At 69.6% G+C, this 25,001-nt stretch carries 30 protein-coding genes and 1 pseudogene; 16 read left to right on the forward strand and 15 right to left on the reverse strand.

The window, feature by feature from the left end:
- Positions 1 to 9: 9 nt before the first annotated feature.
- On the reverse strand, positions 10 to 891 hold the full coding sequence (locus ACFYPM_RS20625; protein WP_387199163.1) for an ABC transporter ATP-binding protein: 882 nt from the start codon (positions 889 to 891) through the stop codon (positions 10 to 12).
- A 107-nt stretch (positions 892 to 998) separates the two neighbouring features.
- Here ACFYPM_RS20625 and ACFYPM_RS20630 point away from each other — a divergent pair, with 107 nt between their 5' ends.
- The 6 genes and pseudogenes from ACFYPM_RS20630 to ACFYPM_RS20655 all read left to right on the forward strand — a co-directional run bounded on the left by ACFYPM_RS20630 (position 999) and on the right by ACFYPM_RS20655 (position 4,034).
- Positions 999 to 2,144: a sensor histidine kinase gene (locus tag ACFYPM_RS20630; protein ID WP_387199167.1), complete on the forward strand. Its 1,146-nt coding sequence runs from the start codon at positions 999 to 1,001 to the stop codon at positions 2,142 to 2,144.
- The gene (locus ACFYPM_RS20635; protein ID WP_387199170.1) at positions 2,141 to 2,743 is read left to right on the forward strand and encodes a DNA-binding response regulator; all 603 of its coding nucleotides are present in this window, start codon (positions 2,141 to 2,143) and stop codon (positions 2,741 to 2,743) included. The genes ACFYPM_RS20630 and ACFYPM_RS20635 overlap by 4 nt, the downstream gene beginning before the upstream one ends.
- Positions 2,744 to 2,871: 128 nt before the next feature.
- Positions 2,872 to 3,252, forward strand: coding sequence for a MarR family winged helix-turn-helix transcriptional regulator (locus tag ACFYPM_RS20640; RefSeq protein ID WP_387199173.1), 381 nt, complete (start codon positions 2,872 to 2,874; stop codon positions 3,250 to 3,252).
- Between the two features lie 18 nt (positions 3,253 to 3,270).
- Positions 3,271 to 3,456 (forward strand): annotated as a pseudogene (locus ACFYPM_RS20645) (winged helix-turn-helix domain-containing protein); the annotation flags it as partial.
- Between the two features lie 22 nt (positions 3,457 to 3,478).
- Positions 3,479 to 3,727 (forward strand): hypothetical protein, encoded by a 249-nt coding sequence (locus ACFYPM_RS20650; protein WP_387199176.1) that lies wholly within the window; start codon positions 3,479 to 3,481, stop codon positions 3,725 to 3,727.
- A gap of 1 nt (position 3,728) precedes the next feature.
- The gene (locus tag ACFYPM_RS20655) at positions 3,729 to 4,034 is read left to right on the forward strand and encodes a hypothetical protein (RefSeq protein ID WP_387199179.1); all 306 of its coding nucleotides are present in this window, start codon (positions 3,729 to 3,731) and stop codon (positions 4,032 to 4,034) included.
- A gap of 129 nt (positions 4,035 to 4,163) precedes the next feature.
- Here the strand turns inward: ACFYPM_RS20655 and ACFYPM_RS20660 are convergent, their stop codons facing one another.
- The 8 genes from ACFYPM_RS20660 to ACFYPM_RS20695 form a co-directional block, all read right to left on the reverse strand.
- Positions 4,164 to 5,417, reverse strand: a complete 1,254-nt coding sequence (locus ACFYPM_RS20660) for an iron-containing alcohol dehydrogenase (protein ID WP_387199182.1) — start codon at positions 5,415 to 5,417, stop codon at positions 4,164 to 4,166.
- Positions 5,410 to 5,550 (reverse strand): hypothetical protein, encoded by a 141-nt coding sequence (locus ACFYPM_RS20665; RefSeq protein WP_387199185.1) that lies wholly within the window; start codon positions 5,548 to 5,550, stop codon positions 5,410 to 5,412. The genes ACFYPM_RS20660 and ACFYPM_RS20665 overlap by 8 nt, the downstream gene beginning before the upstream one ends.
- The gene (locus tag ACFYPM_RS20670; RefSeq protein WP_387199187.1) at positions 5,547 to 7,007 is read right to left on the reverse strand and encodes an NAD-dependent succinate-semialdehyde dehydrogenase; all 1,461 of its coding nucleotides are present in this window, start codon (positions 7,005 to 7,007) and stop codon (positions 5,547 to 5,549) included. The genes ACFYPM_RS20665 and ACFYPM_RS20670 overlap by 4 nt, the downstream gene beginning before the upstream one ends.
- 148 nt (positions 7,008 to 7,155) lie before the next feature.
- Positions 7,156 to 8,232 carry an ABC transporter ATP-binding protein gene (locus tag ACFYPM_RS20675; RefSeq protein ID WP_387199190.1) on the reverse strand — a complete coding sequence of 359 codons (1,077 nt, stop codon included), beginning with the start codon at positions 8,230 to 8,232 and terminating at the stop codon, positions 7,156 to 7,158.
- Positions 8,232 to 9,299, reverse strand: coding sequence for an ABC transporter ATP-binding protein (locus ACFYPM_RS20680; protein ID WP_387199193.1), 1,068 nt, complete (start codon positions 9,297 to 9,299; stop codon positions 8,232 to 8,234). The genes ACFYPM_RS20675 and ACFYPM_RS20680 overlap by 1 nt, the downstream gene beginning before the upstream one ends.
- On the reverse strand, positions 9,299 to 10,210 hold the full coding sequence (locus ACFYPM_RS20685; RefSeq protein ID WP_387199196.1) for a carbohydrate ABC transporter permease: 912 nt from the start codon (positions 10,208 to 10,210) through the stop codon (positions 9,299 to 9,301). The genes ACFYPM_RS20680 and ACFYPM_RS20685 overlap by 1 nt, the downstream gene beginning before the upstream one ends.
- Entirely contained in the window at positions 10,210 to 11,160 is a 951-nt protein-coding gene (locus tag ACFYPM_RS20690; protein WP_357369765.1) for a sugar ABC transporter permease, read from the reverse strand. Before ACFYPM_RS20690 ends, ACFYPM_RS20685 begins: the two co-directional genes overlap by 1 nt.
- Entirely contained in the window at positions 11,157 to 12,524 is a 1,368-nt protein-coding gene (locus ACFYPM_RS20695) for an extracellular solute-binding protein (protein WP_387199200.1), read from the reverse strand. The genes ACFYPM_RS20690 and ACFYPM_RS20695 overlap by 4 nt, the downstream gene beginning before the upstream one ends.
- Positions 12,525 to 12,977: 453 nt before the next feature.
- Here ACFYPM_RS20695 and ACFYPM_RS20700 point away from each other — a divergent pair, with 453 nt between their 5' ends.
- The 3 genes from ACFYPM_RS20700 to ACFYPM_RS20710 all read left to right on the forward strand — a co-directional run bounded on the left by ACFYPM_RS20700 (position 12,978) and on the right by ACFYPM_RS20710 (position 15,224).
- Complete coding sequence (locus ACFYPM_RS20700) at positions 12,978 to 13,721, forward strand: GntR family transcriptional regulator (protein WP_387199204.1); 744 nt, start codon at positions 12,978 to 12,980, stop codon at positions 13,719 to 13,721.
- Between the two features lie 92 nt (positions 13,722 to 13,813).
- Positions 13,814 to 14,383 carry a DJ-1/PfpI family protein gene (locus ACFYPM_RS20705; protein WP_387199207.1) on the forward strand — a complete coding sequence of 190 codons (570 nt, stop codon included), beginning with the start codon at positions 13,814 to 13,816 and terminating at the stop codon, positions 14,381 to 14,383.
- A gap of 19 nt (positions 14,384 to 14,402) precedes the next feature.
- Positions 14,403 to 15,224, forward strand: coding sequence for an alpha/beta fold hydrolase (locus ACFYPM_RS20710; protein ID WP_387199210.1), 822 nt, complete (start codon positions 14,403 to 14,405; stop codon positions 15,222 to 15,224).
- A gap of 52 nt (positions 15,225 to 15,276) precedes the next feature.
- Here ACFYPM_RS20710 and ACFYPM_RS20715 read toward each other — a convergent pair whose 3' ends face one another.
- From ACFYPM_RS20715 to ACFYPM_RS20735, 5 genes are all read right to left on the reverse strand, one after another.
- Positions 15,277 to 16,269, reverse strand: a complete 993-nt coding sequence (locus ACFYPM_RS20715) for an NAD-dependent epimerase/dehydratase family protein (RefSeq protein WP_387199213.1) — start codon at positions 16,267 to 16,269, stop codon at positions 15,277 to 15,279.
- 111 nt (positions 16,270 to 16,380) lie between these two features.
- On the reverse strand, positions 16,381 to 16,782 hold the full coding sequence (locus ACFYPM_RS20720) for a nuclear transport factor 2 family protein (protein WP_387199216.1): 402 nt from the start codon (positions 16,780 to 16,782) through the stop codon (positions 16,381 to 16,383).
- 128 nt (positions 16,783 to 16,910) lie between these two features.
- A complete protein-coding gene (locus ACFYPM_RS20725; protein WP_387199219.1) occupies positions 16,911 to 17,330 on the reverse strand; it encodes a nuclear transport factor 2 family protein in 420 nt (139 codons plus the stop codon).
- Positions 17,331 to 17,356: 26 nt separating this feature from the next.
- Positions 17,357 to 17,800 (reverse strand): VOC family protein, encoded by a 444-nt coding sequence (locus ACFYPM_RS20730; protein WP_387199222.1) that lies wholly within the window; start codon positions 17,798 to 17,800, stop codon positions 17,357 to 17,359.
- Between the two features lie 111 nt (positions 17,801 to 17,911).
- Positions 17,912 to 18,661 (reverse strand): glucose 1-dehydrogenase, encoded by a 750-nt coding sequence (locus ACFYPM_RS20735; RefSeq protein ID WP_387199225.1) that lies wholly within the window; start codon positions 18,659 to 18,661, stop codon positions 17,912 to 17,914.
- Positions 18,662 to 18,856: 195 nt separating this feature from the next.
- Between ACFYPM_RS20735 and ACFYPM_RS20740 the strand changes: the two genes are divergently transcribed.
- Positions 18,857 to 19,303, forward strand: coding sequence for an Rrf2 family transcriptional regulator (locus ACFYPM_RS20740; protein WP_387199228.1), 447 nt, complete (start codon positions 18,857 to 18,859; stop codon positions 19,301 to 19,303).
- 166 nt (positions 19,304 to 19,469) lie between these two features.
- Positions 19,470 to 20,285: a class I SAM-dependent methyltransferase gene (locus tag ACFYPM_RS20745; RefSeq protein ID WP_387199231.1), complete on the forward strand. Its 816-nt coding sequence runs from the start codon at positions 19,470 to 19,472 to the stop codon at positions 20,283 to 20,285.
- 105 nt (positions 20,286 to 20,390) lie between these two features.
- On the opposite strand, the gene ACFYPM_RS20750 is transcribed toward ACFYPM_RS20745, so the two are convergent.
- Positions 20,391 to 20,762, reverse strand: coding sequence for a DUF302 domain-containing protein (locus ACFYPM_RS20750; protein ID WP_387199234.1), 372 nt, complete (start codon positions 20,760 to 20,762; stop codon positions 20,391 to 20,393).
- 239 nt (positions 20,763 to 21,001) lie between these two features.
- Between ACFYPM_RS20750 and ACFYPM_RS20755 the strand changes: the two genes are divergently transcribed.
- From ACFYPM_RS20755 to ACFYPM_RS20775, 5 genes are all read left to right on the forward strand, one after another.
- Positions 21,002 to 21,973 carry a metal ABC transporter substrate-binding protein gene (locus ACFYPM_RS20755; RefSeq protein WP_387199237.1) on the forward strand — a complete coding sequence of 324 codons (972 nt, stop codon included), beginning with the start codon at positions 21,002 to 21,004 and terminating at the stop codon, positions 21,971 to 21,973.
- A gap of 1 nt (position 21,974) precedes the next feature.
- The gene (locus tag ACFYPM_RS20760) at positions 21,975 to 22,745 is read left to right on the forward strand and encodes a metal ABC transporter ATP-binding protein (protein ID WP_387199240.1); all 771 of its coding nucleotides are present in this window, start codon (positions 21,975 to 21,977) and stop codon (positions 22,743 to 22,745) included.
- On the forward strand, positions 22,742 to 23,632 hold the full coding sequence (locus ACFYPM_RS20765) for a metal ABC transporter permease (protein ID WP_387199243.1): 891 nt from the start codon (positions 22,742 to 22,744) through the stop codon (positions 23,630 to 23,632). The genes ACFYPM_RS20760 and ACFYPM_RS20765 overlap by 4 nt, the downstream gene beginning before the upstream one ends.
- Complete coding sequence (locus tag ACFYPM_RS20770; RefSeq protein WP_387199246.1) at positions 23,616 to 24,536, forward strand: metal ABC transporter permease; 921 nt, start codon at positions 23,616 to 23,618, stop codon at positions 24,534 to 24,536. Before ACFYPM_RS20765 ends, ACFYPM_RS20770 begins: the two co-directional genes overlap by 17 nt.
- Positions 24,537 to 24,651: 115 nt before the next feature.
- Positions 24,652 to 24,843: an alpha/beta fold hydrolase gene (locus ACFYPM_RS20775; RefSeq protein WP_387199249.1), complete on the forward strand. Its 192-nt coding sequence runs from the start codon at positions 24,652 to 24,654 to the stop codon at positions 24,841 to 24,843.
- Positions 24,844 to 25,001: the final 158 nt, after the last annotated feature.

Here is a 25,001-nt window from a genome sequence, read left to right on the forward strand (position 1 = left end):
AAGATCGAATCAACTGTTGATGGCGCGGAATACGTCGTCGAGCCGGGTCGGCCCCGCCGCCAGGTCCCGCAGTTCCACGGCGTGGTCCTGTGCCCAGCCGAGGAGGAGGTGCAGGTCCTTCTGCAGCTCGAAGGTCTCGACCATGACCTTCCCGTCCAGGTCGACGGCGGCCCGCACCGGCAGCGTCGGCGTCGGTGCGGCAAGGGAGAAGCGGATGACCGCGGGCAGGGTGCGGGTCAGCTCGGAGACGGTGCCTTCCCGGTGGAGTGCGCCCTCGTGCATCAGCCCGATCCGGTCCGCGCGTTGTTGCGCTTCCTCCAGGTAGTGGGTGGTGAGCACGATGGTCGTGCCGTCCTCCCGCAGCCGGTCCACCGTCGCCCAGACGGCGTCGCGGGACTGGATGTCGAGGCCGGTGGTCGGCTCGTCCAGGAAGATCAGCTCCGGGCTGCCGTAGACCGCGGTGGCGAAGTCCAGCCGCCGTTTCTCCCCGCCGGACAACTGCGAGACCTTGCGCCGGGCTCGACCGGTGAGGTCGACCAGGTCGAGCACCCGGTCGACGTTGTCGGTGCGTCGGGTGAGCCCGCCGACCAGGCCGACGGACTCACGGACGGTGAGGTCCGGGGAGAATCCACTTTCCTGGAGCATGACGCCCATTCGGGGACGTACCGCTCGCCGGTCGCCGGGGCGATGCCCGAAGACGCGTACGGTGCCCGACGTTGGCCGCCGGTGTCCCTCGACAACCTCCAGGGTCGAGGTCTTCCCGGCTCCGTTGGTGCCCAGCAGCGCGTAGAGCTCTCCGGGCCGCACCTCGAAGGAGAGGTCCTTCACGGCGTGGAAGTCGCCGTAGGTGAGGTTCAGCTGTTCGACTTCGATGACGGGTGTGGTGGACATGCACCAATGACAGCGCGGGCGCGGCCGACCCGTCAGTGGCACCACGTCATCACCAGATGTGACGTGGTGTCACTGGTCGTGGCCCCTGGCTGCCCGATACTGGTGTGGTGACCGCGCGCTTCACCGAGTCGACGCAGGGAAGGCTGCGCCGGCTCAACCTCGCCACGGCACTGCCGCCGGTGCTGTTCGCCGCGGTGGTCCTGACCTACACCGACGCGCGTACCTGGTGGCACGTCGTCGTCCTGGCGCCCGGGGCCGTGGCGGGCGTGGTGGCCTTCGAACGGTGGACGGCCAACGACCTCGCCCGGGTCGCGCTTCCCTGCCTGGTCGTGGCGGCGGCGGTCTGGCCGCTCGGGGTCCTGGTGACCGGCAGCCCCAACGCCTACTGGGGTTTCTGCGCCGTAGGCTCGCTTGCCCTGCGCGAGGTGCGACGGCACCGGGAGCTGGCGGTGGTCGGGCTGTTCACCTACGTCGCCACCGTCGGTACGGCGCGGCTGCTGGTGCAGCGGGACGACATCGCTCACGTCCTGCTCACCTACGTCCTCATCCCGACCGTCCTCACCGTCGTCGTGACGGTCCTCACCGTGGTGGGGGAGCGGTTCTACGACCTCATCCGGGAGCTCGAACAGACCCGGGAACGGGAGGCGGAGTTGGCCGTGGTCCGGGAGCGCGTGCGGTTCGCCAGCGACCTGCACGACATCCAGGGCCACACCCTGCACGTGGTCAAGCTGAAGATCGCCCTGGCCCAGCGACTGCTGCTGCGCGACACCGCTCGGGCGGAGAAGGAGCTACGGGAGACGTATGCGCTGGTCAGCGACACCATCGCGCAGACCAAGGAACTCGCCTACGCGCAACGGCGGCTCAACCTCACCGCGGAGATCGAGAACGCGAAGAACCTGTTCGAGGCCGCCGGCATCCGGGTCCGGGTGACGCGGGAGGCCGAGGTCGATGCCCGCGCCAGCGAACTGCTCGGGCAGGTGCTCCGGGAGACGACCACCAACATCCTGCGGCACGCGCAGGCCACCCAGGTGCGGATCACCCTCGCCGCGTCGGGCATCACCATCGTCAACGACGGCGTGACCGCCACCACGGCCCCCGAGCTGCGGGGACTGGCGGCACTGAGGCAACGGTTGGCCGGCGACGGGGGTGAGCTGACCGTGGAACAGAAGGACAAGCGGTTCTTGACCGCAGCGGTCTTCCCACCCGTGCGGGCCGACGCGGCCCCGACAGTCGGGGGGAAGGACCGCCAGTGACCACCATCGTGCTCGCCGACGACGAGGCGCTGCTGCGCACGGCCCTGGCCGCGCTGTTGCCGATGGAGGGCGACATCACGGTGCTCGCCGAAGCGCAGGACGGTCAGACGGCGATCGCCGCCACTCTGCGGCACCGGCCCGACGTGCTGGTCATCGACCTGGAGATGCCGGGCGTGGACGGCCTGGGCGCGGTCGCCGAGATCCGCCGCGAGCGGCCGGAGCAGGTGATCCTCATGCTGACCCGACACGCCCGCCCCGGCGTGCTGCGCAAGGCGTTGAAGCTCGGCGTCCAGGGCTTCGTCAGCAAGTCCGCCGAGCCAGCGCACATCACCTCCGTCATCGCCACCCTGCACGCGGGGAAACGCTGGATCGACCCGGACGTGTCCGCTCTCGCCGTCACCGAGGACTGCCCCCTGACCGACCGTGAGGTGGACGTCCTGCGGGTCACCGCCGAGGGATACTCGGTCGCCGACATCGCCGCTCGGCTCTACCTCGCTCCGGGCACCGTCCGCAACTACCTCTCCAACGCGATGCGCAAGACCCAGACCCGGACGCGCCACGAAGCGGCCCGCTACGCCCGCGAACACGACTGGCTGTAACGGCGCGTCGGTGTGCCCCGACGGACCGGGCCAACGTTCTGCTGTCGCAGCTCGGGTTCCACGTCGCGCAGACGTTCGCCGCGCGGCTGGCACCGCTGGGCATCGCGCCGAACCACTTCGGACTGCTCATGCTGCTGGAGCGGAGTGAGGGCAACACCCAGCAACAGCTCGCCGACGCGCTGCGCATCCACCGCAAGGTCATGGTCGGCTTGCTCGACGACCTCGAACAGCGCGATCTGGTCGAACGTCGGCGGCATCCCAGCGACCGTCGCGCCCACGCGATCCACCTGACCGAAGCGGCGCGCGAGCTGCTGCCTCGCGCCCGCCGGGTCGCCGACCAGCACGAGGGCGAAATCCTCACCCCGCTCGACGCCAGCGAACGCGCCCGGCTCAGCACCGTCCTGCGACGGCTTGCCGAGCACACGGGGAGCCCGGCCGGCATCCACCCGGGCCTGCACCAGTCAGTCGCCCGCTCTCGCCGTCCAGACGACTCGTCGGGTGCGCGGTAGTGCCTCGATCGCGGGTGGGAGTTCGGGGTGCTGGAACGGCTGCTCGCCGCCGACGGCGCGGTGGTGAGCGCGGAGGCGCTGCTGGACAAGGTGTGGGACGAGCACGCCGACCCGTTCGCCAACGCCGTGCGGATCACCGTCAGCACCCTGCGGCGCAAGCTTGGTGATCCACAACTGATCGACACCGTGACCGGTGCCGGGTAGCGGATCGCCCCACATCCGGCGAATGACGGCCCGCGGCCGGCTCACGCTGGTGTACACCGGCCTGGTGCTGGGTGCTGGGTTCCTGCTGCTGGCGCTGACGTACGTGCTGCTGGTGCGGGGCGACCTGCGGCTGCCCGGCGGCGTCCGGGTCTGGCCGAAGAGCGTGCACTTGATCTTGGTCGCCGCGGATGACAACGCAGCGGCTGACGGGCAGCGACGATGCGCTCGCCGGAGCTCGACACGGCCGACCAGGCAGCGGCACCATCGATGAAATGTCGAAGGTGGCGGGCAGACCAAGCAAAACCTGCCGCAGCCACCCGCAAGAGGCAGCAGTCATCCCGACCGTGGGGGAAGTGCTGCTGGCCCGGCTCGCCGATGCTCAGGACATGACCGTGACCGCTCCACCCACGACTGCGGCGTCCGCCCGGGCTATCCGGTTCATCATGTGCCTCTGCGGCGCTACGTCGCTCGTCTTCGCCGCGCTGTGGCTCACCGACACGACAGATCCGGTCCGGATGCCGGTCCTACCGCATTGGGTGACGGCCCTGTTCGCGGCCGACCAGGTCGGCTCCGCCTGAAGGCTGACCCCGTGGTTGCGGGCGGGTTCCAGCATCGGTGCGCAGTCGTCCGCCTGCCCGGCGCGAGCCCCCGTCGCCACCCGGATCACCGGGTGGCGACGGGGGAGAGGTCTGGCCGGGAACGCGTCGTCACGGTCGGCTCCGGCCGCTGTCCCTGCTCGTCGTCAGGACGTGTCGGGTCCGGTCCCCGGTCCAGGCCGCCTCGAGGATCGCGGTCAGGCTGGCGGTGTCGGTCGGGCCCGGATGGTTCTGGATCAAGCGGGTGACGCCACTGGCCATCTCCGCGAAGCGGGGAAGGTCGGCGCGTGCCACGCCGATGTCCGCCAGGGTGGGAGGGATCCCGATGTCGGCAAGGAGCCCGTGGAGCCAGGTGAGGAACGTGTCTGCGGCCTCGGCATCCGAGGCGCCGGTCACGTCGAGCCCGCACACCCCGGCGAGGATGGCCAACCGGTCGGCGATGGCATCCACGGCCGCGTCCAGCGCGTAGGGCAGGAGCAGCCCGACGCCCAGGCCGTGTGGCGTGTGCGTGGCCGCGCCGATGGGGTACTGGAGAGCGTGCGGGGCCGCGTTGCCCGCGTGGGAGAACGCGAGCCCGGCGAGCATGGACCCATAGGACATGTCCGCGCGCGCCTCCGTGTCGCCGCCGTCCCGGACAACACGACGCAGGCTCCGGGCGATCCGTTCCGCGGCCAGGAGCGCGTAGTGGTCGGTGATCTGGTTACGGCCCAGGAACACCTGTTCCACCGGGTCACGCGGTCCGTGGGCGCGGGGTCGCGCGGTGTAGCTCTCCACCGCGTGACAGAACGCGTCGATGCCGGAATGGGCGGTGACGGTCGCGGGGCAGGTGTAGGTGAGTTCGGGGTCGACGATGGCGAAGTCGGGCACGATGTGGACGCTGGAGACGCCCACCTTCAGCTCGCGGTCCGGGTCGGTCAACACCGAGACGGGGGTGAGCTCGGAGCCGGTACCTGACGTCGTCGGTACCGCGACGAGAGGAATCGTCGGCCCCGGCACCTTCGACTCGCCGTAGAAGTCGCGCGGTGACCCACCGTGGCGCCGGATGACGCCGACGATTTTGGCGAGGTCGATAACCGTGCCACCCCCGATGGCGAGGATCACGTCGGCGTCCACCTCGGCGGCGGCCGCGACGGCCAGGGCGACATCGCTGAGGGGCACGTCTGAAGTCGCGTCGGAGAACACCTCGACGACCTCGACCTTCTCCCGCACCGCAGCCACGATCGCGGCCACGCCCGGCTGCCCCAGCAGAACCTGGTCGGTCACGATGAGGACGCGCGAGCCACTCTCGGCCACCACTCGTGGGATGTTCTGCGCGACCCCTTCGCCCACGATCAGCTGGCGTGGTCCGCGGACGGTCTCAAGCATGTCGGTGCCTCTCCGGAACGTCGGCGGCGATGTGCTGGGTGGACGTCCGGGTCACCTGTGCGACCGGGACGGCGACGGCGAGGTTGGCGGCCCGGGTGGCGCAGGCGAGCGCCCGGCGCAGCGGGCCGGTCACGGCAGGTCGATCGCCGCGTAGGTGAGGTCGAGGTACTCGAGGATGCCCTCGTGCGACCCCTCCTTGCCGATCCCGGACTGCTTCACGCCTCCGAACGGAGCTGACGGGTCCGAGATCAGCCCACGGTTGATGCCGACCATCCCGGTTTCCAGCCCCTCGGCGAACCGGAGCGCTCGCTGGAGGTCACGGGTGAAGACGTATCCGACCAGGCCGTGCTCGGTGTCGTTGGCCTTCGCCAGCACCTCGTCGTCGGACGTGAACGAGATGATCGGCGCCACCGGGCCGAAGATCTCCGCCCGGAGCATCCGCGCATCGTCCGGCACGTCGACGAGGACCGTGGGCGGGTAGAAGTGGCCCGGCCCGTCCGGACGCTCGCCGCCCACCAGGACCCGGGCGCCACGATCGACCGCGTCGGCGACGAGCTCGTCGATCGTGCTGACCGACGCCTCGTCGATCAACGCCCCGACGTCCACGCCGTCGTCGAGACCATGGCCCACCGACAGCGCGCCCATCCGCTCGGCGAAACGCGCGGTGAACTCCTCGCGCACCGGCTCCTCGACGTAGATCCGGTTGGCCGCGATGCAGGACTCCCCGATGTTGCGCATCTTGGCCACCATGGCGCCGTTGACCGCGACGTCCAGGTCGGCGTCGGCACACACGATCAGGGCCGCGTTGCCGCCCAGTTCCATGGAGGTACGCAGCACGTTGTCCGCGGCCTGTCGCAGCAGCACGCGCCCGACCTCGGTCGACCCGGTGAACGAGAGCTTGCGGGTCCGATTGTCGGCCAGCAGAGCTGAGACCACCGCGCCGGAACGCCTGGTGGTCACCACGTTGACGACACCCGGGGGTACGCCGACCTCCTCCATGATGCGGGCCAGCAACAGCATGGTCAGTGGCGTCTGGCTCGCCGGCTTGGTGATCGTCGTACAGCCCGCCGCCAACGCGGGAGCGATCTTGCGGGCACCCATGGCCAACGGGAAGTTCCAGGGCGTCACGAAGACGCACGGTCCGACCGGCTTCGGCACGGTGAGGATGCGGTATCCACCCGCGGGAGCGATGCTGTAGCGCCCCTCGACGCGCACCGCCTCCTCGGCGAACCAACGGAAGAACTCGGCGCCGTAGGCCACCTCGCCCCGAGCCTCGGCGAGCGGCTTGCCCATCTCGAGGGTGATCAGCCGGGCGATGTCCTCGGACCGCTCGGTCAGTGCCCGGTAGGTCGCGGTCAACAACTCTGACCGCTTCCGCGGCGGGGTCGCCGCCCACTCCGCCATTGCCGTGCTCGCCGCCTCCAGAGCGGCGAGCCCGTCCGCGACGTCGGCGTCCGCCACCTCGGCGATGGTCTTGCCGGTGGCGGGGTCCTCGACGGCAAAGGTGGCTCCGCTCGCGGCGTCGCGCCAGGCGTCGCCGATCCGGAGCCGCCGGTGCTCGGGGGCCAGGACGTTCATCGGGTCACTCACTGCGTCGCCTCCTGTGATCTTCTTGGTGCTGTCCGGCGTGCCGCAGCGATCGGGCGGTACGCGTAGTCGGACGGGCCACACACCCTCGTCGGGGGCGAGGTTGTCGAGCGGATCGAAGGTGGTGCATGGTGCCGTCGCCGCCCGTCGGTCAGCGCCCAGCCTCGGACAGCGACAGCCCGGTGCCCGCGTCGAACAGGTGCGCTCGGTCCAGGTCGACCGTGACCTGCAGCCGCTCGCCCGGCGTACCGGTGACGGTGGGTCGTGCCTTGACCTTGAGGATCTCCGCCCCCACCAGGACGTCGACCACCGTTCGGTCACCGAGCGGCTCGAGCCCGTAGAGCTCACCCGACAACGACGCGTCGCCACGCTGCTCGACGGACAGGTCCTCCGCGCGCAGGCCCAGCAGCAGGGGACGACCGTCCTCAGCGGTGGTCCAGCCGGGCCGCGGCAGCGTCCACCCTTCCGCGCCGACCAGGCGATCTCCCTCGGCGTGGCAGGCGAGCAGACTGATCGGCGGGCTTCCGACGAATCCGGCCACCCACGTGTTGGCGGGACGCTCGTACACCTCCGTCGGCGTTCCGACCTGTTGCACCTTCCCCTCCTTGAGGACCGCGACGTGGTCGGCCATGGACAGAGCCTCGACCTGGTCGTTGGTCACGTAGACGAAGGTCGCGCCGAGGCTCCGGTGGATGCGGGTGAGCTCGGTGCGCATCTCGACGCGGAGCTTGAGGTCGAGGTTCGTCAGCGGCTCGTCCATGAGGAACGCGCGCGGGCTACGGACCAGCGCCCGGGCCAGGGCGACCCGCTGCATCTCACCACCCGACAACTGCGCGGGACGACGCTGCAGCAGACGTTCGATGTGCAGCAGGTTCGACATCTGCTCGACGGCGGCGGCGATCTCACCCGACGAGCGGCGGCGTGCCCGCAGCGGCGAGGCGATGTTCTCGTACACCGTGTGTCGCGGGTAGAGGGCGTAGCTCTGGAAGACCATGGCCAGGTCGCGTGCGGCCGGGGCGTCGCCGGTCGCGTCCCTGCCGTCCAGATGCACCGACCCGGCGTCGAGCTTGTCCAGGCCGGCGATCGCTCGCAGGGTCGTCGTCTTGCCCGCCCCGGACGGCCCGAGCACGACGAAGAACGAGCCGTCCGGTACGTCCAGCGTCACGCCGTCCAGGGCCTGGACCTTACCGAAGGACTTGCACAGCCCCTGTACTGCCACGGTTCCCATCAGGCCACCAGCTCTTCCGTGCTCACGTCGTAGACCGCCGGGGTCCCGCCGGTGTGCCGCAGCCCGACCGTTGCGTCAGCGGCGAACCGGACAGTCGGTGGCATCCGAACCCGTACGTCGCGCTCGCCGCTGTGGTCGACCACGTAGATGATTTCGTCGCCCAGCCACTCCGCCGATACCACACGGGCCGGGACGGACCGCTCCGCCCCCGGTGCGGTGACTTCCAGCGCCTCCGGCCGTACGCCCGCGAGCAGGCGACGGTCGCGCGGCAGGCCCTGCGGTGGCGTGAGGACCAGTCCGCCCTGACCGCGCAGCTTCCCGTCGGCCACCTCCACCTCGATGAGGTTCATCGGCGGCGAGCCGATGAACGCGGCGCAGAAGAGACTCGCCGGACGGTCGTAGACCTCCAGCGGCGTGCCGATCTGCTCGACGCGGCCCTTGTTGAGGATGGCGATCCGGTGACCGAGTGACATTGCCTCGACCTGGTCGTGGGTGACGTAGACCATCGTCGCCCCCAGTTCCCCCTGCAGGTGCTTGATCTCCGTGCGCATGTCCGCCCGCAGCTCCGCGTCCAGATTGGTGAGGGGTTCGTCCATGAGGAAGGCGCGCGGTCGTCGCACCAGGGCGCGAGCGAGCGCGACGCGCTGCTGCTCCCCGCCGGACAGTTGGCGCGGACGCCGGTCCAGGAGTGGACCAAGCCGCATCAGCCGGGCGGCCTCCTCGACCCGCTCGTGCACCTCCGGCTTGGGCAGTCCCTCGGCCCGCAGTGGGAACGCCAGGTTGTCGCGGGTCTTCAGATGCGGGTAGAGAGCGTAGAACTGGAACACCATGGCGATGTCGCGCTCGGCGGGCGGCAGGTCGTTGACAAGCGTGTCGCCGATGCGGATGTCGCCCGTCGTCTGCCTCTCCAGGCCGGCGATGGCCCGCAGCGTGGTCGTCTTGCCGCAGCCCGACGGGCCGAGCATCACGAACAGTTCGCCGTCGCCGATGGACAGGTCCACGTGCTCGACCGCGACCGTTCCGTCCGGGTAGCGCTTGTGCAGCGCGGTCACCTCGATGCCCGCCATCAGCGTCGCACCGCCCCGAGCGTCACACCGGCGATGAGGTGCTTGCGCACCAGGTAGGCGAAGACGAGCACCGGCAGGGCGAACACCACGGAGGCGGCGGCCACGAGACCCCAGTCCGTGGTGGTGCCGCCGATGAGGCCGGCGATGGCGGGTGGGGCCGTCCGGACGCTGTCACTGGAGGTGAGGAAGGTGGCGAACACGAACTCGTTCCAGGAGAAGATGAGGGCGAAGACCGCCGTCGCGGCGATGCCGGGCACGAGCAGGGGAAGGGTGAATCGCCGGAACGCCTGCAGTCGGGTGTAGCCGTCGAGCATGGCGGCATCCTCGTACTCGGCGGGCACCTCGTCGACGAACCCCTTCATCATCCAGATCGTGAACGGGACGTTGAACGCGGCGTAGATGAGGATCAGGCCGAGCTTGTTGTCGATGAGTCCGACCTGGCGGTACATGAGGAAGATCGGGATCACGACCACCACGGGCGGCATGAAGCGGGTGGACAGGATGAAGAACAGTTGGTCCTTCTTGGCCTTCACGGCGAAGCGTGAGTAGGCCCAGGCCGCCGGGACCCCCAGCACGGTGGCCAGCACCGTGGAGACTCCGGCGACCACGACGGAGTTGAGGAACGAGACGGACAAGGCGGAGCGACCGCCGTCGGGGTCGACGAACACGTCCTTGTAGTGGGCCAGGGTGATTTTGAAGTCGAAGAACTTGGCCGGGATCGCGTAGACGTCCCGGTTCTCCTTGATGGACGTCTCGATCATCCACAGCACCGGAAAGAGCATGACGACGGCCAGCACGGTCAGCAGCGTCACCTCCAGCACGGAGCGACCTCGGCTGCCGAGGCGACGCGCGGGGGGCGTGTGATCCCGGGCAGGACCTGTGGACACGGCCTCGTCGACGGAGACGGCCATCAGCCCTCCTTGAGCTTGTTCAGATAGCGCAGGTAGAGCTGCGTGAGGACGATGACGACGAGGACCATGAGGATTCCGTACGCCGAGGCGGTTCCGGTGTTGAAGCCCAGGAACGCGACCTTGTAGATGTGGAACGACAACGTCTCGGTGGAGACACCCGGGCCACCGTTGGTGAGGATGTAGACGAGGTCGAACAGTCGGAACGCCTCGATGGCCCGGAACATCACGGCAATGAGGAGCAGCGGCCACACCAGCGGAAGGGTGATGGTGCGGAACTTGAACCACTCGGACGCCCGGTCGATCGAGGCGGCCTCGTACAGGTACTTGGGCACCGCGGTGAGGCCCGCGAGTGCGATGAGCATGATGAACGGCGTCCACTGCCAGGTGTCGACCACGATCAGGGAGATCAACGCCGTCCGCTGTCGGGTGAGCCACTCCACCTGCCCCAGGCCGAGCGAGCCGAGCATGCTGTTGACCACGCCGAACTGTGCGTCGAGCATGAACCGCCAGAACAGCCCGACCACGACCGGCGACAGCATCATCGGGACCAGGAACAGGGTGGTCAGCACTCCTCGCCCGTGCGTGCGCCGGGAGATCAGGTAGGCGATGCCGAACCCGAGGACGGTTTGCAGGCCGACCGCGCCGACCACGTAGATCAACGTCGTCAGGGCCCTCGTGTGGACCTGCGCCGACGTCAGGATGGCGGTGTAGTTCCCGAACCCGATGAAGTTGGCGGGTCCCCCGCGGGTGGCCGAGTAGTCGGTGAAGGACAGGTACAACGCCCACAGCAACGGAAACACCGACATGGCGAGCAACAGCAGCAGCGCGGGGGAGATGAAGGCCACGGCGAGCCCGCGGTCGCTCAGCCGGCGGGACCGCCCCGGTGCAGGTGGCGTCGCGGACGCCACCTGCCCGGGACGGTCGGTCGTCAGAGGGACGGAGTCACTCACAGCCCGCCGCCACCCTTGCGGTTGCCGGAGTCGAGCACGCCCTGCTGCTCCTTGGCGATGTCGTCGAGCGCGTCCTTCGGCTTCTTGGCACCGTTGAGAGCCGCGTTCACGTTGGTGTTCTCGATGTTGACGAGGCGCGCGTACTCGGGCACGTTCCACATGTCGCGCATACGCGGAACTGAGTCGGTGTACACCTGGTTGAACGGCCCGGCGTTGAGGAACTCGGGCGACTCCAGGGCGTCCGTACGAGAGGGCACGCCACCGGCCGCGGCCCACTTCTTCTGGACATCGGCCCGCTCGAACCACTCCATGAAGTTCAGCGCCTCGGCCTGGTTTGCCGCCGCGGAGTAGGCCGACACGTGCATCCCCATGCCGCCGAGCGGGACCAGGTTCGTCTTCTGGGTCGGCAGGGTGGCAAAGCCCAGCTTGTCGAGAATCTGCGCCCGCGTGGTGCCGAGCGTCGACTGCTTCGGATCGAGCAGGCCGCCGCTGGCGGCGATCCAGTTGAACGCGATGCAGGCCTTGCCCTGGGCGACGGCCGCGTTCACCTCGTCGATGAACCAGTTGCCGGAGCCCTTGGCGGTCAGCGGCTTCATCTTGTTGACCAGGACGTCCATCGCCTCCTGGCCCGCGGTGTCGTTGAGGACGCCCTCGATCTTGCGCGCCTTGGGGTCCCAGAGGTTGCCGCCGTAGACGCCGTTCACCGTGTTGTAGGTGACGGCCGCGGCGTCGGAGCCGTTGGCCTGGTGGAATGCCAGCCCGCTGACGCCGGGGTTCTCCGTCTGGCACTTCTCGGCGGCTGAGATCATCTGGTCCCAGGTCTGCGGTGGCTTGTCGCCGATCAGGTCCTTGCGGTAGATCATCGTCCAGGTGTCGCCGAGCAGCGGCAGCCCGTACAGGCTGGCGTTCTCGTCGCGCTTGCCGGTCTCCGCCTGCGGGTACTGGCCGTAGGCGGCCAGGAGGTACGGGTTGTAGGCCGTCACGTCGATGTTCTTCTTGACGAAGTCGGTGAGGTCGAGGATGTTGCCGTTCGTCACGGCCTCGCCGATGTGTTGCGAGTCCAGGATCGCGATGTCGAAGTCGGTCTTGCGTGCCGCGAACTGGGTGAACATCGCGTCGTGCCAGTTCGCGTTCGGCACGGTGTTGACCTTGATGGTCGCGTTCGGCCGCTCCTTTTTGTACTCCGCGTTCGCGAAGTCCTCCAGCGCCTTGGCGGGCGGCCAGTCGAACCAGATGAAGCTGAGGGTCAGCGGGTCCTTGCTGAGTTCCGGGATGGTCGCCGGTGCCTTGGGGGCGCTCGCCTTCGCGTCGCCGTCCTTGTCATCATCGCCGCAAGCCGTCATGGTCGTGGCCACCAGCAGCATGGCCGCCGTCGCCAGCTGTACCTTTCGCCGAGGACCGGACATTCGTGTTCGCTTCGGATACCGCATCTTCTCGCCTGCTTTCCGGGTGGGGACTTCTAAGGCCTCGCTATGCGCTTCGCCGTGCAGTTGCTGGTTGTTCAGGCGTGTCGCCGGGCTGTCGCGGGAGCCGACCCCCGGACCGGCGGCACGGGTACGCCGCGATGTACTGGATCTTCATGCCGTCGAGACGTCCGTCGGCCACCTGCGGCCCAGTGACGCACCGAGCGGGACGTCGAGCATGCCGACGGGAGCTCCAGGGATCGAAGTGGAGCGATGGACGGCGGTTCCGCGGTGGTGCAGGATGACAAGCATCCGGCGTGTTTCCTATACGATTTGGTGGGGCGTCAGCATCCCGCAGCGTTGTGACTGATGTCAACAGGTTCCCGAAGGCGCAAGAAAGGACCTCACGTCACGATGGACGAGGAAGCGATGATCGCGCCGGGCCGCAGGGCCGTGGCAGGCGGAACACCGCCGGGAAGATCTGGCGGCCGGCTTGCCGACGAGGTGTACGACACCCTGCTCGGACAGCTGATGTCGCTACGGATCGAGCCCGGCTCCCGCGTCACGATCGACGTCCTGGCGCGGGAGCTGGGGGTCTCGCAGACGCCGATCCGAGACGCTCTGAACCGCATGGAGGCCGAGGGTCTGGTCGTGCGTGTGCCCCACGCCGGCTACCGCATCCCGCCTCAGATCACCCGTCACCGTTTCGAGGACATGCTCGAGGTCCGCCTGCTCCTCGAGCCGGCGGCGGCCCGTAGATCCGCCGAACGCGCATCGTTGCAGCAGGTGGCCGGTCTGCGACGAATGCTGGAGGAGATGGCGGAGCTGGAGGGGGGCAGCGGTCCCATGGCCTACGGCGCCTTCGGGCTACGCGATGCCGCTTTTCACGATCTCGTCGCCCTGAGCGCGGAGAACCAGGTCATCCGGGAGGCGCTCGCTCGCCTGCACAGCCACGTGCACCTCTTCCGACTCCACTTCGACACCCAGGTCACCCACCTGGCCATGGCCGAGCACGAGGACGTCGTGGCCGCGATCGCCGCGCGTGACCCCGACGCCGCCGCCTACGCGATGCGCCGGCACATCCTCCGATCCGGCGAGCGTTTCCGCCGATTGTTCGACGAGGTCACGGACGCGGACGGAGTCGCGGTAGAGGCTTGACGGGCGGGCTGGGCCGGGGAATGCTAGCAATCGATCGGATCGGATCGGATTGGATCCACCTCACCCGTCCCCCCAGTTGTGAGGAGAAGCAGGTGCCCCGAGCGCTGCTCCTGACCGGCGACGCCGCCGAGGAACTCGACACGATGTATCCCTACTATCGCGTCCAGGAGGGTGGCTGGGATGTCGATGTCTCGTCCCGGACGACGCGTGACGTGCAACTGGTCATCCACGAGTTCGACCCCAACTCCGACGCGTACGTGGAGAAGAACGGCCGCAAGCTGCCGGTCGACGTGCCCTGGGCCGACGTCGACGTCGAGCGCTATGACGCCCTCATCATCCCCGGGGGACGTGCCCCCGAGTGGATCCGGGTCGACGCCGACGTCCGGCGCATCACCGAGCACTTCTTCGCGCGCAACCTCCCCATCGCGCTGGTGTGCCACGGCGCGCAGGTGCCAGCGGTGTACGGGCTGCTGAAGGGTCGGAAGACAGCCTGCTTTCCCCCGATCACCGGCGACATGGAGAACGCGGGCGCGACGGTCATCGACGCCCCCGACGTCGTGGACGGCAACCTCGTCTCCTGCCGGGGGTGGCCCGACATGCCGCAGTTCGGCAGGGCGATGATGGAGCTCTTCTCGAAGTCGGTCAACTCCGCGTCGGCATGAGCGCACCTGGCCTGCCCCGGTGACGGCACTTCGGACTGTCACAGTCGACGGCTCCCCGGTCCACCTCCTGGAGAGCGGCACCGGGCCCGCGGTGCTGATGCTGCACGGCTCCGGACCCGGCACGACCGGGTCCGGCGCCTGGGCAACGACGGCACAGGCGCTGGGTCCGTCCCGACACCAGGTGGCTCCCGACCAGGCGGGGTTCGGCCGTACACCTGTCCCGGCGGGCTCCTCCGGTGGGCTCCGGCTCTGGACGGAGCAGGCCGCGGGCCTGATGGATGCTCTCGGTATCGAGCACTACGCCGTGGTGGGTCACTCCATGGGTGGTGCCGTGGCGCTGGCGTTGGCGGCCGCGCGCCCCCAGCAGGTCACCCATGTCGTGGCGGTCTCGACGATGGGCGCTCCCGGGGCGCCGCTGTCCGCCGAGCTCGACGCGATCTGGGCCGCCCCCGCCGACCCGGACGGGGCACGAGACATGCTGAGCCGCCTCGTCCTCGACCAGGCGCTGGTGACCGATTCGGCCGTCGATGCCCGTGCGGCTGCGATGCGAGCGGGGGCGGCCGCATTCGCGTCGTTGTTCCCTCCACCCAGGGCACGATGGGTCGAGGACCTCACCCTCTCGGCGCAGACGCTGGCAGCCGTGCGCGTGCCCGTGCTGCTCGTGCACGGCGCGCAGGACCGGGTCACCCCGCTCGAAACGGCAGCCCAGCCCCTGCTCGATCACCTGGCCGACGTCCGCCTGCACGTGTTCGGCCGATGCGGGCACGTGCCGGCGATCGAGCACCCGCACGAGTTCAGGGACCTGCTGTCCGGCTTCCTCCACCCGGACCGAGGTCGGTAACCGCTGCCGCAGGTCCGCGGCCCGCGCTCAAAAGATCTATGGGTGCGGCGCGTCAGGCGGCGGCGAGCAGCGCGGCCTCCGCCTCCGCGCTGAGTCCGGGTTGCGGTCGGTCGGGGCGTTGGTAGGGAGGACCATCGAGGGTCTGCAGCCAGGCCCAGGTGTCGATGACGGTGTCGCGGACGGGTCGGCATCGCAGGCCGGCCGCGAGGGCCTTGCTGACGTCGCCGCGATGCATGCCGGCGTGCTCGGGTCCGGGCGGTAGCCAACATGGCAGCTGCGTCCAGGGAGCGACGCCGGCAGCGGCGATGGTGGCGGGGTCGACCCAGCGCAGATTGGCGTCCGAGCCGGTGGCCCACACGCAGGTGTCGAGCAGGTCGCCCGTGGTGGTGTGGCCAGGAGGGCTGACCACGTTGTAGGGGCCGGCGAGCCCAGCGGCGCCGGCGTCGAGGACGAAGGCGGCGAGGTCGCGCGCGTCGACGTATTGCAGGTCGAGGTCGCGTGGGCCGGGCGCGGCCACGGTGCCGCCGCGGGCGATGCGGAGCAGCCAGTACGGCAGACGGCCGATGTCCTCGTACGGTCCGAGGATGAGACCGGCGCGGGCGAGCAGGGCTTCCCCGTCGAATGCCTGCTCGGCGGCGATTTCCGCACCACGCTTGATGGCAGCGTAGTCGACGTCGACCCCGTCACTGTCGGGTGAGCCCGCGACCACAGGTCCGTCTTCGGCGAGGTGCGCGGCGGGCGGGTAGGTGTAGACCGAGCGGCTGGAGATGTAGGTGTAGTGCCCGATGCGGCCGGCGAGCACGGTGCCGACATCACGCACGGCGGCGGGTGCACCAGACCAGGTGTCGACGACGAGGTCCCAGGTGCCGGTGCGCAGGGCAGCGAGGCCGTCCGGTGTGGTGCGATCACCGATCAGGGCGGTGATCCCGTCCGGGGTGCGACGGCGGCCGCGGTTGAAGACAGTGACGTGGTCCCGACGAGCTCGGGCTTCGTCGACGATGGCGCGTCCGACGAAGCCCGAGCCGCCGAGTACGAGCAGTTTCATGCCGGAACTGTGCCAGGTGATTCCCGCGGGGGACAGGACTGCTCGCTGATGGCAGAATCACGGTGGACGCGACAGCCGGCTGTGGACCGATGATGCCGAGTGTGCCGACAGTTATTCGGCGTAGGCGGCGGCGACCTGGAACGAGTCCTCGTACAGGCGAAACTTGACAATCTTGTCACCGCTGACCTGGAAATGCATGGCCACGGCCATCTCGTACCGTCGGCCGGTGGTGCGCGCGACGCGTCCGAACCGTCCCAGCATCACCGCGTGCTCCCCGTCGTACAGGACCGCCTCGATCTCGTCGACGTTCTGCTCCGGCACGATGTTCGCGCCGAGTGTCCGTAGGTAGTCGGCGACGTCGGCGCGCCTGGAACGCCTACCCGTCCACGGTATCGACGGCGATCCGGGTACGTCCCAGTCAACCGGGTCGCTGAAGAGCATGGCTATACCATCCGGGTCGGCGCCGCCGCCGACCATGCCGAAGAATTGCTCGACGACATCACGAGTAGTCATCTGGGATTCCCTTCATCGGTGTCGGCGCGGCAACTGGTTGCCTCACCGCGCTCCGGCACGGGTTGCCGCTCTGGCCGGTCCGTCACCCGCGGGGGTGCGGTGCGGTCGCTCGGTGCGGCGGGAGCCGCCTACTGGTCCGCAGGAATGTCGGCCACCCCGTTGGGCAGCATGGCGCGGGCGGCTCGGACGAGGTCGAGTGATTCGCGGAGGAGTTTGATCTTCCCGTGCTCGGCGACGAGGCGTCCGGCGTACATCTGGCTGAAGACGCGGCCGGTGACCGTCCGGCGCTCTACCGAGTACTCGCCGAAAGCCTGGTCCGGGGTGTCGATGAGGACCTCGACGGTGTCGAAGCCGAAGTCGGGCACCACCTTGAGCAGGCCGACGATGAACGCGCGGATCTCGTCCGGGCCGGCGACGCGGGGTGGTAGCCCGATCGACGTGACGTACGGCAGCTCGATGACTCCGTCCTCGGTGAACAGCGCTGCCGTGGCATCGGGGTCGGCGATGGTGGCGGTGTAGGCCAGCATCAGGTCGCCTGCGCTTCTCATCTGGTGTTCCTCCCCGGAAAGTCGGCTCAGCCGACGGGGCTGGCTCCGGCTTGGAAGACGTTGATGAAGTTGCCGTCGATGTCCCGGATGGCGGTGGAGATGCTCCCCTCGCCGAGGTCCAACTGGTCCCAGACGATGGTCACGCCGAGGTCCCGGAACCGGTTGGTGGCCTGCGCGAGGTCGTCCACCCGTAGGACGAGGGCCTTGTTGCCGATGGGGCGGATGTGCTCCGGCGGATCGAGGAACATGTCGGGCACGCGATAACCCTCGGCGGGCTGGAGCAGTTCGAGCCGGAAGCCGTGGCCTTCGATGTAGGCGACGTCGGCGTTGATGGCGTCGAACCGGGACCGGGCGGTCTCCTTGAGTCCGAAGACATCGTGCCACCACCGGACGGCGGCGTCGATGTCGCTGACCGTGATGGTGATGTTGTGCAGGGACAGTGTGAATCCGGGGTCGGTTTCGCTGGGCATGATGTCCTCTGGGAAATAGTGGTGGTGGCGCGGCGCGCCCGCCCGCCGGACCCGCGCCGGGCGCGGACCCTGGCCACGCGGCGTGTTCCCGAATTCTCGGGTGAGTATCGATCAGATCTGGTTGATGCCGCCGTCGACGAACAGCTCGATGCCGGTGATGAAGCTGCTCTGGTCGCTGGCGAGGAACAGGGCGGCCGAGGCGATCTCGTCGGGGGTGCCCATCCGGCCCAGCGGAACCTGGCTGGCCAGGAAGCCCTTGAGCTGTGCGGCCCTCTCCTCGTCGGGAGCGAGGCCGGTGATGCCGGGGGTGTCGGTGGGTCCGGGGGTGATGGTGTTGACCCGGATCCGGCGGTCCCTGAGTTCGTTGGCCCAGGTTCGGGCGAAGGATCGCACGGCGGCCTTGGAGGCGCCGTAGACGCCGAAAGCCTCCTTGCCGGTGGTCGCCGAGGTGGATCCGGTCAGGATCACCGAGGCGCCGTCATTGAGCAGGGGCAGGGCCTTCTGCACGGTGAACAGCAGTCCCTTGACGTTCGTGTCGAAGATCTGGTCGAAGTGATCCTCGGAAACCTGATCGAGGCGGCGGAAGGATCCTCCGCCCGCGTTGGCGAAGAGCACATCGACGCGTCGGCCCTGCTGTTCGACGGCCCCATAGAGCCTTTCCAGGTCGCCGAGGTCCGCGGCGTCGCCCCGCACACCTGTGACGTCGTTGCCGATCTCGGCGACGGCCGCGGCGAGGGCGTCCTCGCGGCGACCGGTGATGAACACGTGTGCGCCCTCTGCGGCGAACCGGCGGGCGGCCGCCAGGCCGATCCCGCTCGTGCCGCCGGTGACCACGGCCGTCTTACCCAGAAGCTGACCCATGAGCTGCCTTCCGATCAGGTCGCTGTCGTCAGCGAGATGGAGGTGCGCCAGCGCTGACCGCCGTGGTCCACGGCGGCGCGTCGACGCGGTCGTTGACGTAACAGTAATGGTTACATCTGGCATCGACAAATGGGGCATGTGGGGTGGGGGCGATGTAGCATCTGTGGTTACAGTGAGCGGGCGGAGATGGGTGCAATGAGCGGAAACAGCAGGTTGTGCGTCGCCGTGCACGTGTTGACATGGATGGCCCTGGACCGGCGCGACCCGGCGACGGTGGCCACCTCCCAGCGCATCGCCGTGAGCGTCAACACCAACCCGGTGGTCATCCGCCGCTGCCTCGGCCAGCTTCGCGAGGCCGGCCTCGTGCAGTCACGACGGGGCGCGGGCGCCGGCTGGCACCTGGCGCGCGAGCCGGAGTCGATCACGCTGCTCGACACGTACCTCGCGGTTGGCGACGACGAGCCACTCTTCGCCCTGCACACTTCACCGCCGAGCGACTCCTGCCCGATCGGGTTCGGCATCCAGCCAGCCCTGCGTCAGGTCTTCGGCCGACTCGACGAGGCCGTACGACGCGAGCTGGCCACCACCACCATCGCGGACATGCTCCGCGACGTGCTGGCTCAGCAGCCCGCGACGGCCTGACCACGCGTGCCGTAACCCCTGTGCCGTGGGTGGCGATGACGGTGTCCGGCGCGTCGCGGGCCTCTGCCGGCCGTGGAATCCCGAGGGCCGGTCATGACCGATTGTGGTCCACCCTCGACGGAACGAGATGAGCTCCCGGGCGGCGGGTTCGCCGTATGGTGCGGGAATGTCATCTCCGGTCTGGCAGGACGGTGCGGCCTACGAGGCGTATGTGGGTCGGTGGAGCCGGCTGGTCGCGGTGACGTTTCTACGCTGGCTCGATCTGCCAGCCGAGCTGCGATGGCTCGACGTGGGCAGCGGTACCGGCGTGTTGACCTCGACGGTGCTGCGCACAGCTCAGCCGCGTCGGATCACCGGTGTGGATCCCTCCGACGGCTTCGTGCGGCAGGCCCGCCGCGGGGTGACCGACGCGCGCGCGGACTTCGCGGTCGGTGACGCCCAGGTGCTGCCCCTGGAGGATGGTGCCGTCGACGTGGTCGTCAGTGGGTTGGTACTGAACTTCGTCCCCGAGCCGGCGCGGGCGGTGGCGGAGTTCGCTCGGGTGGTCGCCCCCGGCGGGGTGGTGGCCGCGTACGTCTGGGATTACGCCGAGGGGATGGCGATGATGCGCCGTTTCTGGGACGCCGCCAGCGCGCTCGATCTCGCAGCGGCTGCCCGCGACGACCGGCACCGCTTCGCGTTGTGCCACCCGGAGCCGTTGCGGACGCTGTGGCGCGACGCCGGACTGACGGATGTTTCGGTGCAGGCGCTCGACGTGCCAACGGTCTTCGCCGACTTCAGCGACTACTGGACGCCGTTCCTCGGTGGGCAGGGCTCCGCCCCGGCCTACCTGACCTCGCTGAGCCAAGCGCAGCGGACCGCCCTGCGGGATCTGCTCGCCGCCCGACTGCCGACCGAACCCGACGGGTCGATCCGGCTGACGGCTCGGGCCTGGGCGATCCGCGGTACCGCACCGACGACGGTTCCGCCGAACCAGCGTTGACGGGCGCGCCGCCGTGGGTGGCAGCAACGTCCAGACCGGCGTGCCGTTCCTCGCGACCCGGAGGATCCGGACCGAGCCGCGTCGCCAGGGCGCCGAGGGCCGTGCTCAGCCGCCAACGATCGCGGAGGCGATCGTGGCCGGGGCGCGTAGGGGTGCGAGCTGGTCCTCGTCCAGTCCGTAGCGCTGGGCGAGGTACGCCGGATCCTGCCAGGTGATCAGCGAGCCAGGCTGGCCGTCGTCGCGCACCATGACTCGCATCGGCAGGTCGATAGCGATCGCCGGCCGGGCCTGCATGAGCGGAGTCCCCGCCTGCGGGTTCCCGAAAATGATCACCTGGGTGTCGGGCATGCTCAGCCCGGCCCTGCCGGCGGCCGCCGCGTGGTCGACCACCGCCACCACCGCGGCGCCCACGCGTTCCGCCTCAGCCCTCAGCGCGGAGATCGTCTCTCCGACACCCCGGGCGCTGCGCCTGGTCACCAATCCGTCTTGCACGACGACCCCCGATCACCGCGTCCCTGGGCGAGTGCCTCTCATCCTCCCCAGCGGCGAGGCCGGTCCGGGGAGGTTCGCCGCGAAACGACACCCGGGTTGGGTGCCACCGGTCGCCGACTCCCCGAGCGTCGCGGTTGCGACGCATGCACGTGTGGTCATCTCGCTATTAGACGAGGCTTAATGAAAACGACTACCGTTCCGCATCTCAGGAATGGAGTGTTTTCGTGAATCATGGACAACGCACGATCATCGCCGCGGCGGCCGCCGCCGCCGCGCTTGTTCTCCTTGGCGGTTGTGGCTCGGTGGAGGACGCGGCCGAGGGCAGCAGCACCACCTCGTCCGGCACGAGGCTCGCGGTGGTCGCCACCACTGCCGAGGTGGCCGACTTCGTCCGCACCATCGGCGGCAGCGACGTCACCGTGACCCAGATGATCAAGCCCAACGTCGACCCACACGACTACGAACCCACGCCGGCCGACATCCAGGCGATCGGTAAGGCCGCCATCGTCGTCAAGAACGGTGTCGGCCTCGAGGGGTGGCTCGACCAGACCATCTCCTCGGCCGGCTTCAAGGGCACCGTCGTCGACTCCAGCCAGGGGGTCACCCTGCGCGAGGGCGGCCACGAGGAGGGCGAGGGCGCGCAGGAGGCCGAGGCACACGACCCGCACATCTGGCACAACCCGTTGAACGCCCAGACGATGGTCGCCAACATCGAGAAGAGCCTCGCCACGGCCGACCCCGCGCACGCTGCCGCCTTCGCCGGCAATCTGAAGACCTACACGGCGGAACTCGACAAGCTCGACGCCGACAACGAGGCCGCCTTCGCCCGGATCCCTGCCGAGCAACGCAAGCTCGTGACCAACCACGATGCCTTCGGCTACTACGTCGACCGGTACAAATTGCAGTTCGTCGGCTCGGTCATCCCCAGCCTCGACACCTCCGCCGAGCTGAGCGCGAAGCAGCTCAACGACCTCGTTGCCAAGATCAAGGCCACGGGTACGAAGGCCATCTTCGCGGAGACGTCGCTGCCGCCCAAGAGCGCGGAGGCGATCGCCACCCAGGCCGGCGTCAAGGTCATCGGCGGTGCGGACGCCCTCTACGGCGACAGCATCGGCGCCGAGGGCACGCCCCAGGGCACGTACCTCGGCGCGGAGCGGCACAACACCCAGGTCATCGTCACGGCTCTGGGCGGCTGAGATGGGCGATGTCGCGGTGGCCGAAGCTGCCCTTCGCTACGCCGAGGTGAGCGTCGGCTACCACGGCATGCCCGTGCTCACCGACGTCAACCTCGACCTGGTCCCCGGGCAGCGCCTGGCCCTGATCGGGCCGAACGGCGCCGGCAAGTCCACGCTGATCAAGTCGATCCTGGGCCTGGTGCCGGTCCTCGCCGGCACGTCCACCGTCCTCGGGGGCGCGCCGGCCCAGGCTCGGACCCGCACCGGATACGTGCCGCAGACCGACTCCCTCGACGCCGATTTCCCGGTGACCGCGGGCCAGGTCGTCATGATGGGCCGATACCGACGCATCGGCTGGTGGCGCCCCACCCGCACCGCCGACCGGCGAGCCGTCCACGACGCGCTCGACCGCCTTGGCCTGGCCGATCACGGGAGTACCCACTTCGGGGTGCTCTCCGGCGGTCAACGCCAGCGGGTGCTGCTGGCCCGCGCCATCGCCGCCGAACCACGGCTGCTGCTCCTGGACGAGCCGTTCAACGGCGTCGACGCCGTGAGCCAGGACGCCATCCTTTCCGTCCTGCGCGACCTCAGCGCGGCCGGGACCACTTTGGTGCTGAGCACCCACGACCTGACGGTCGCGCACGAACTCGCCGACACGGTCTGCGTGCTCAACGGCCGGCAGTGGGCGGTCGGCCCGCCCGACGAGACGTTGACCGCCGACACGCTGCGCCGCGCGTACGGCGGACACGCCATCGAGTTCAGAGATGGCCGGACAGTGCTGGTGGAGCCGTGATCGAGCCGTTCACCGTACCGTTCCTGGGGCGTGCCCTGGCCGAGCTCGCGCTGCTCGCCCTCGTCTGCGGACCGGTGAGTGTCTTCGTCTTCGCCCGCCGCCTGTCGTTCGTCTCCGACGCGCTGACGCACACCGTGTTTCCCGGCGTCGTCATCGGGTTCCTGGCCGGTGGCATCGAGGGCATCGTGGTCGGGGCGCTGGTCGCCGGCGTCGTGACGGCGGTGGCGCTGACCCTGCTCAGCCGTGGCGGCGCGCTGTCCGACGATGCCGCCACCGCCGTGGTGCTCACCGCCATGTTCTCGATCGGCGTGGTGCTCGTGTCGCGGCGCTCCTCGTACACCTCGGATCTGACGTCGTTCCTCTTCGGGCGCATCCTGACCGTGACGCCGCGCCAGATCGCGGAGACCGCCGTGCTGGCGGTCGTCATCCTCGGGCTGCTGCTGATCAGCGCCCGCGCTCTGGTCTTCCGGACCTTCGACCCGGCCGGAGCGGCCGCCGCCGGCTTCCGGATCGCCGGGCTCGATCTGTTGTTCAACATCATCGTCGCGCTCGTCGTCGTCGCCGCGGTACGCGCCGTCGGCACCATCCTCGTGGTGGCGTTGCTCATCGTGCCGGCCGCGACCGCCCGCATGCTCACCACCCGCCTGCCGCTGATGGCGGTGATCGGCACCGGGCTCATCCTCGTCGCCGCATACGGTGGCCTGCTGACGAGCTGGACCGCATCGGTCGACCACGGCATCTCCCTGACCTCGGCCCCCGCGGTCGTCCTGCTGCTCGTGCTCGCCTACCTGCTGCTGCTCCCACTGGGCGCGCTGCGGTCGAGACGCAACCACGGGCAGAGCATCTCTGCCGAGGCCCGGAGGTCCCCCCATGAACTGGTGGGATGACGCGCTGCACCGGGCCACGGCCGAGGTGCTGCTCGCCGGCGCGCTCGCCGGACTCGTCGGCGTCCACGTCGTACTCCGTCGGCTGTCCTTCTTCACCATGGCACTGACCCACGCCACGTTTCCCGGGGTGGTGGCGGCGTCCATCATCGGCGTCCACATCGTCGTCGGCGGTGTGGTCGCGGGCGCGGTCGTCGCGCTGGGCGTCGCCGTGCTCAGCCGCCACCGAAGCCAGAACACGGCCGCGGCGACAGGTGTCCTGCTCTCCGGCGGCTTCGCGCTCGGCGCCGGGCTCGTCGCCACCCAGAACGGCTTCAGCCGAGACCTGACCTCGTTTCTGGTCGGGTCGATCCTCACCGTCAGCCCGCAGGACCTCGGGACCACCGCCGTCGTGCTCGTCGTCGTCGTGGCCGTCCTGCTGGCCTGCGCCCGTCCACTGCGCTACACCGGCTTCGACCGGACCGGCGCGCAGGCGGCCGGCTTCGCCACCGGTGTCTGGGACGTCGTGCTGCTGCTCGCCATCCAGGTGGCGGTCGTGACGATCGTCCCGGCCATCGGCACGATCCTCGCCCTCGCCCTCATCGTCGCGCCGGCGGCCGCGGCGCGCCAGTGGTCGCACCGGCTGAGCACCATCACCGCCCTGGCCGTCACGCTCGGCGCCCTCAGTGGGCTCGGCGGCCTGTACGCGTCGAGCCACGGGGACGTCGCCGCCGGCGCGAGCATCACCCTGACCGCCACCGCGATCCTGGCCCTGTCGACCGTGCTGTCCCGGCTGGTCAGATCCGGCCCACGGCGACCGCCCGGCTACGAGCGTTCTCTGGGCAACGCTGGTGACGGTGCTCGGCTCATCCGCCCCACACGTGTTCGCGGACGGCGGTGTGCAACCAACCCCCGACCGGGGGAATGACGGCAGACCGACGATCGTCCTGGTGCACGGCGCCTGGGCCGACGGCTCGAGCTGGAGCGGGGAGGTCCGCAGACTCCAGGCACGCGGCTTCGAGGTGCAGGTCGCGCCGTAACCGGTGTGGAAGACGATCCCGGTCTGGGCAGTGATCGGTACCGAGGACCGGGTCATCCCGCCGGCCAGCCAGGAGGCGATGATGAAGCGGGCGGGGGCCGACATCACCCGGATCGACGCCGGCCACCTGGGCCTGATCTCGCATCCCGGTGAGGTTACCGAGGTCATCCTGGAGGCGGCCCGGACGACAGCCTGACCGGACCCCCTGCCATCGGCAGCAACAGTGGTGGGGGGGGGGGGGCCCGCCCCCCCCCCCCCCCGGGCGGGGGGGGCCCCCCCCCCCCCCCGGGCCCCCCCCCGGGGGGGCCCCCCCCCCCCCCCCCGCTGCGCAACCGGGGGGGCCCCGCCCGGCCC

Source organism: Micromonospora sp. NPDC005203, assembly GCF_042872705.1.
Taxonomy (GTDB): domain Bacteria; phylum Actinomycetota; class Actinomycetes; order Mycobacteriales; family Micromonosporaceae; genus Micromonospora.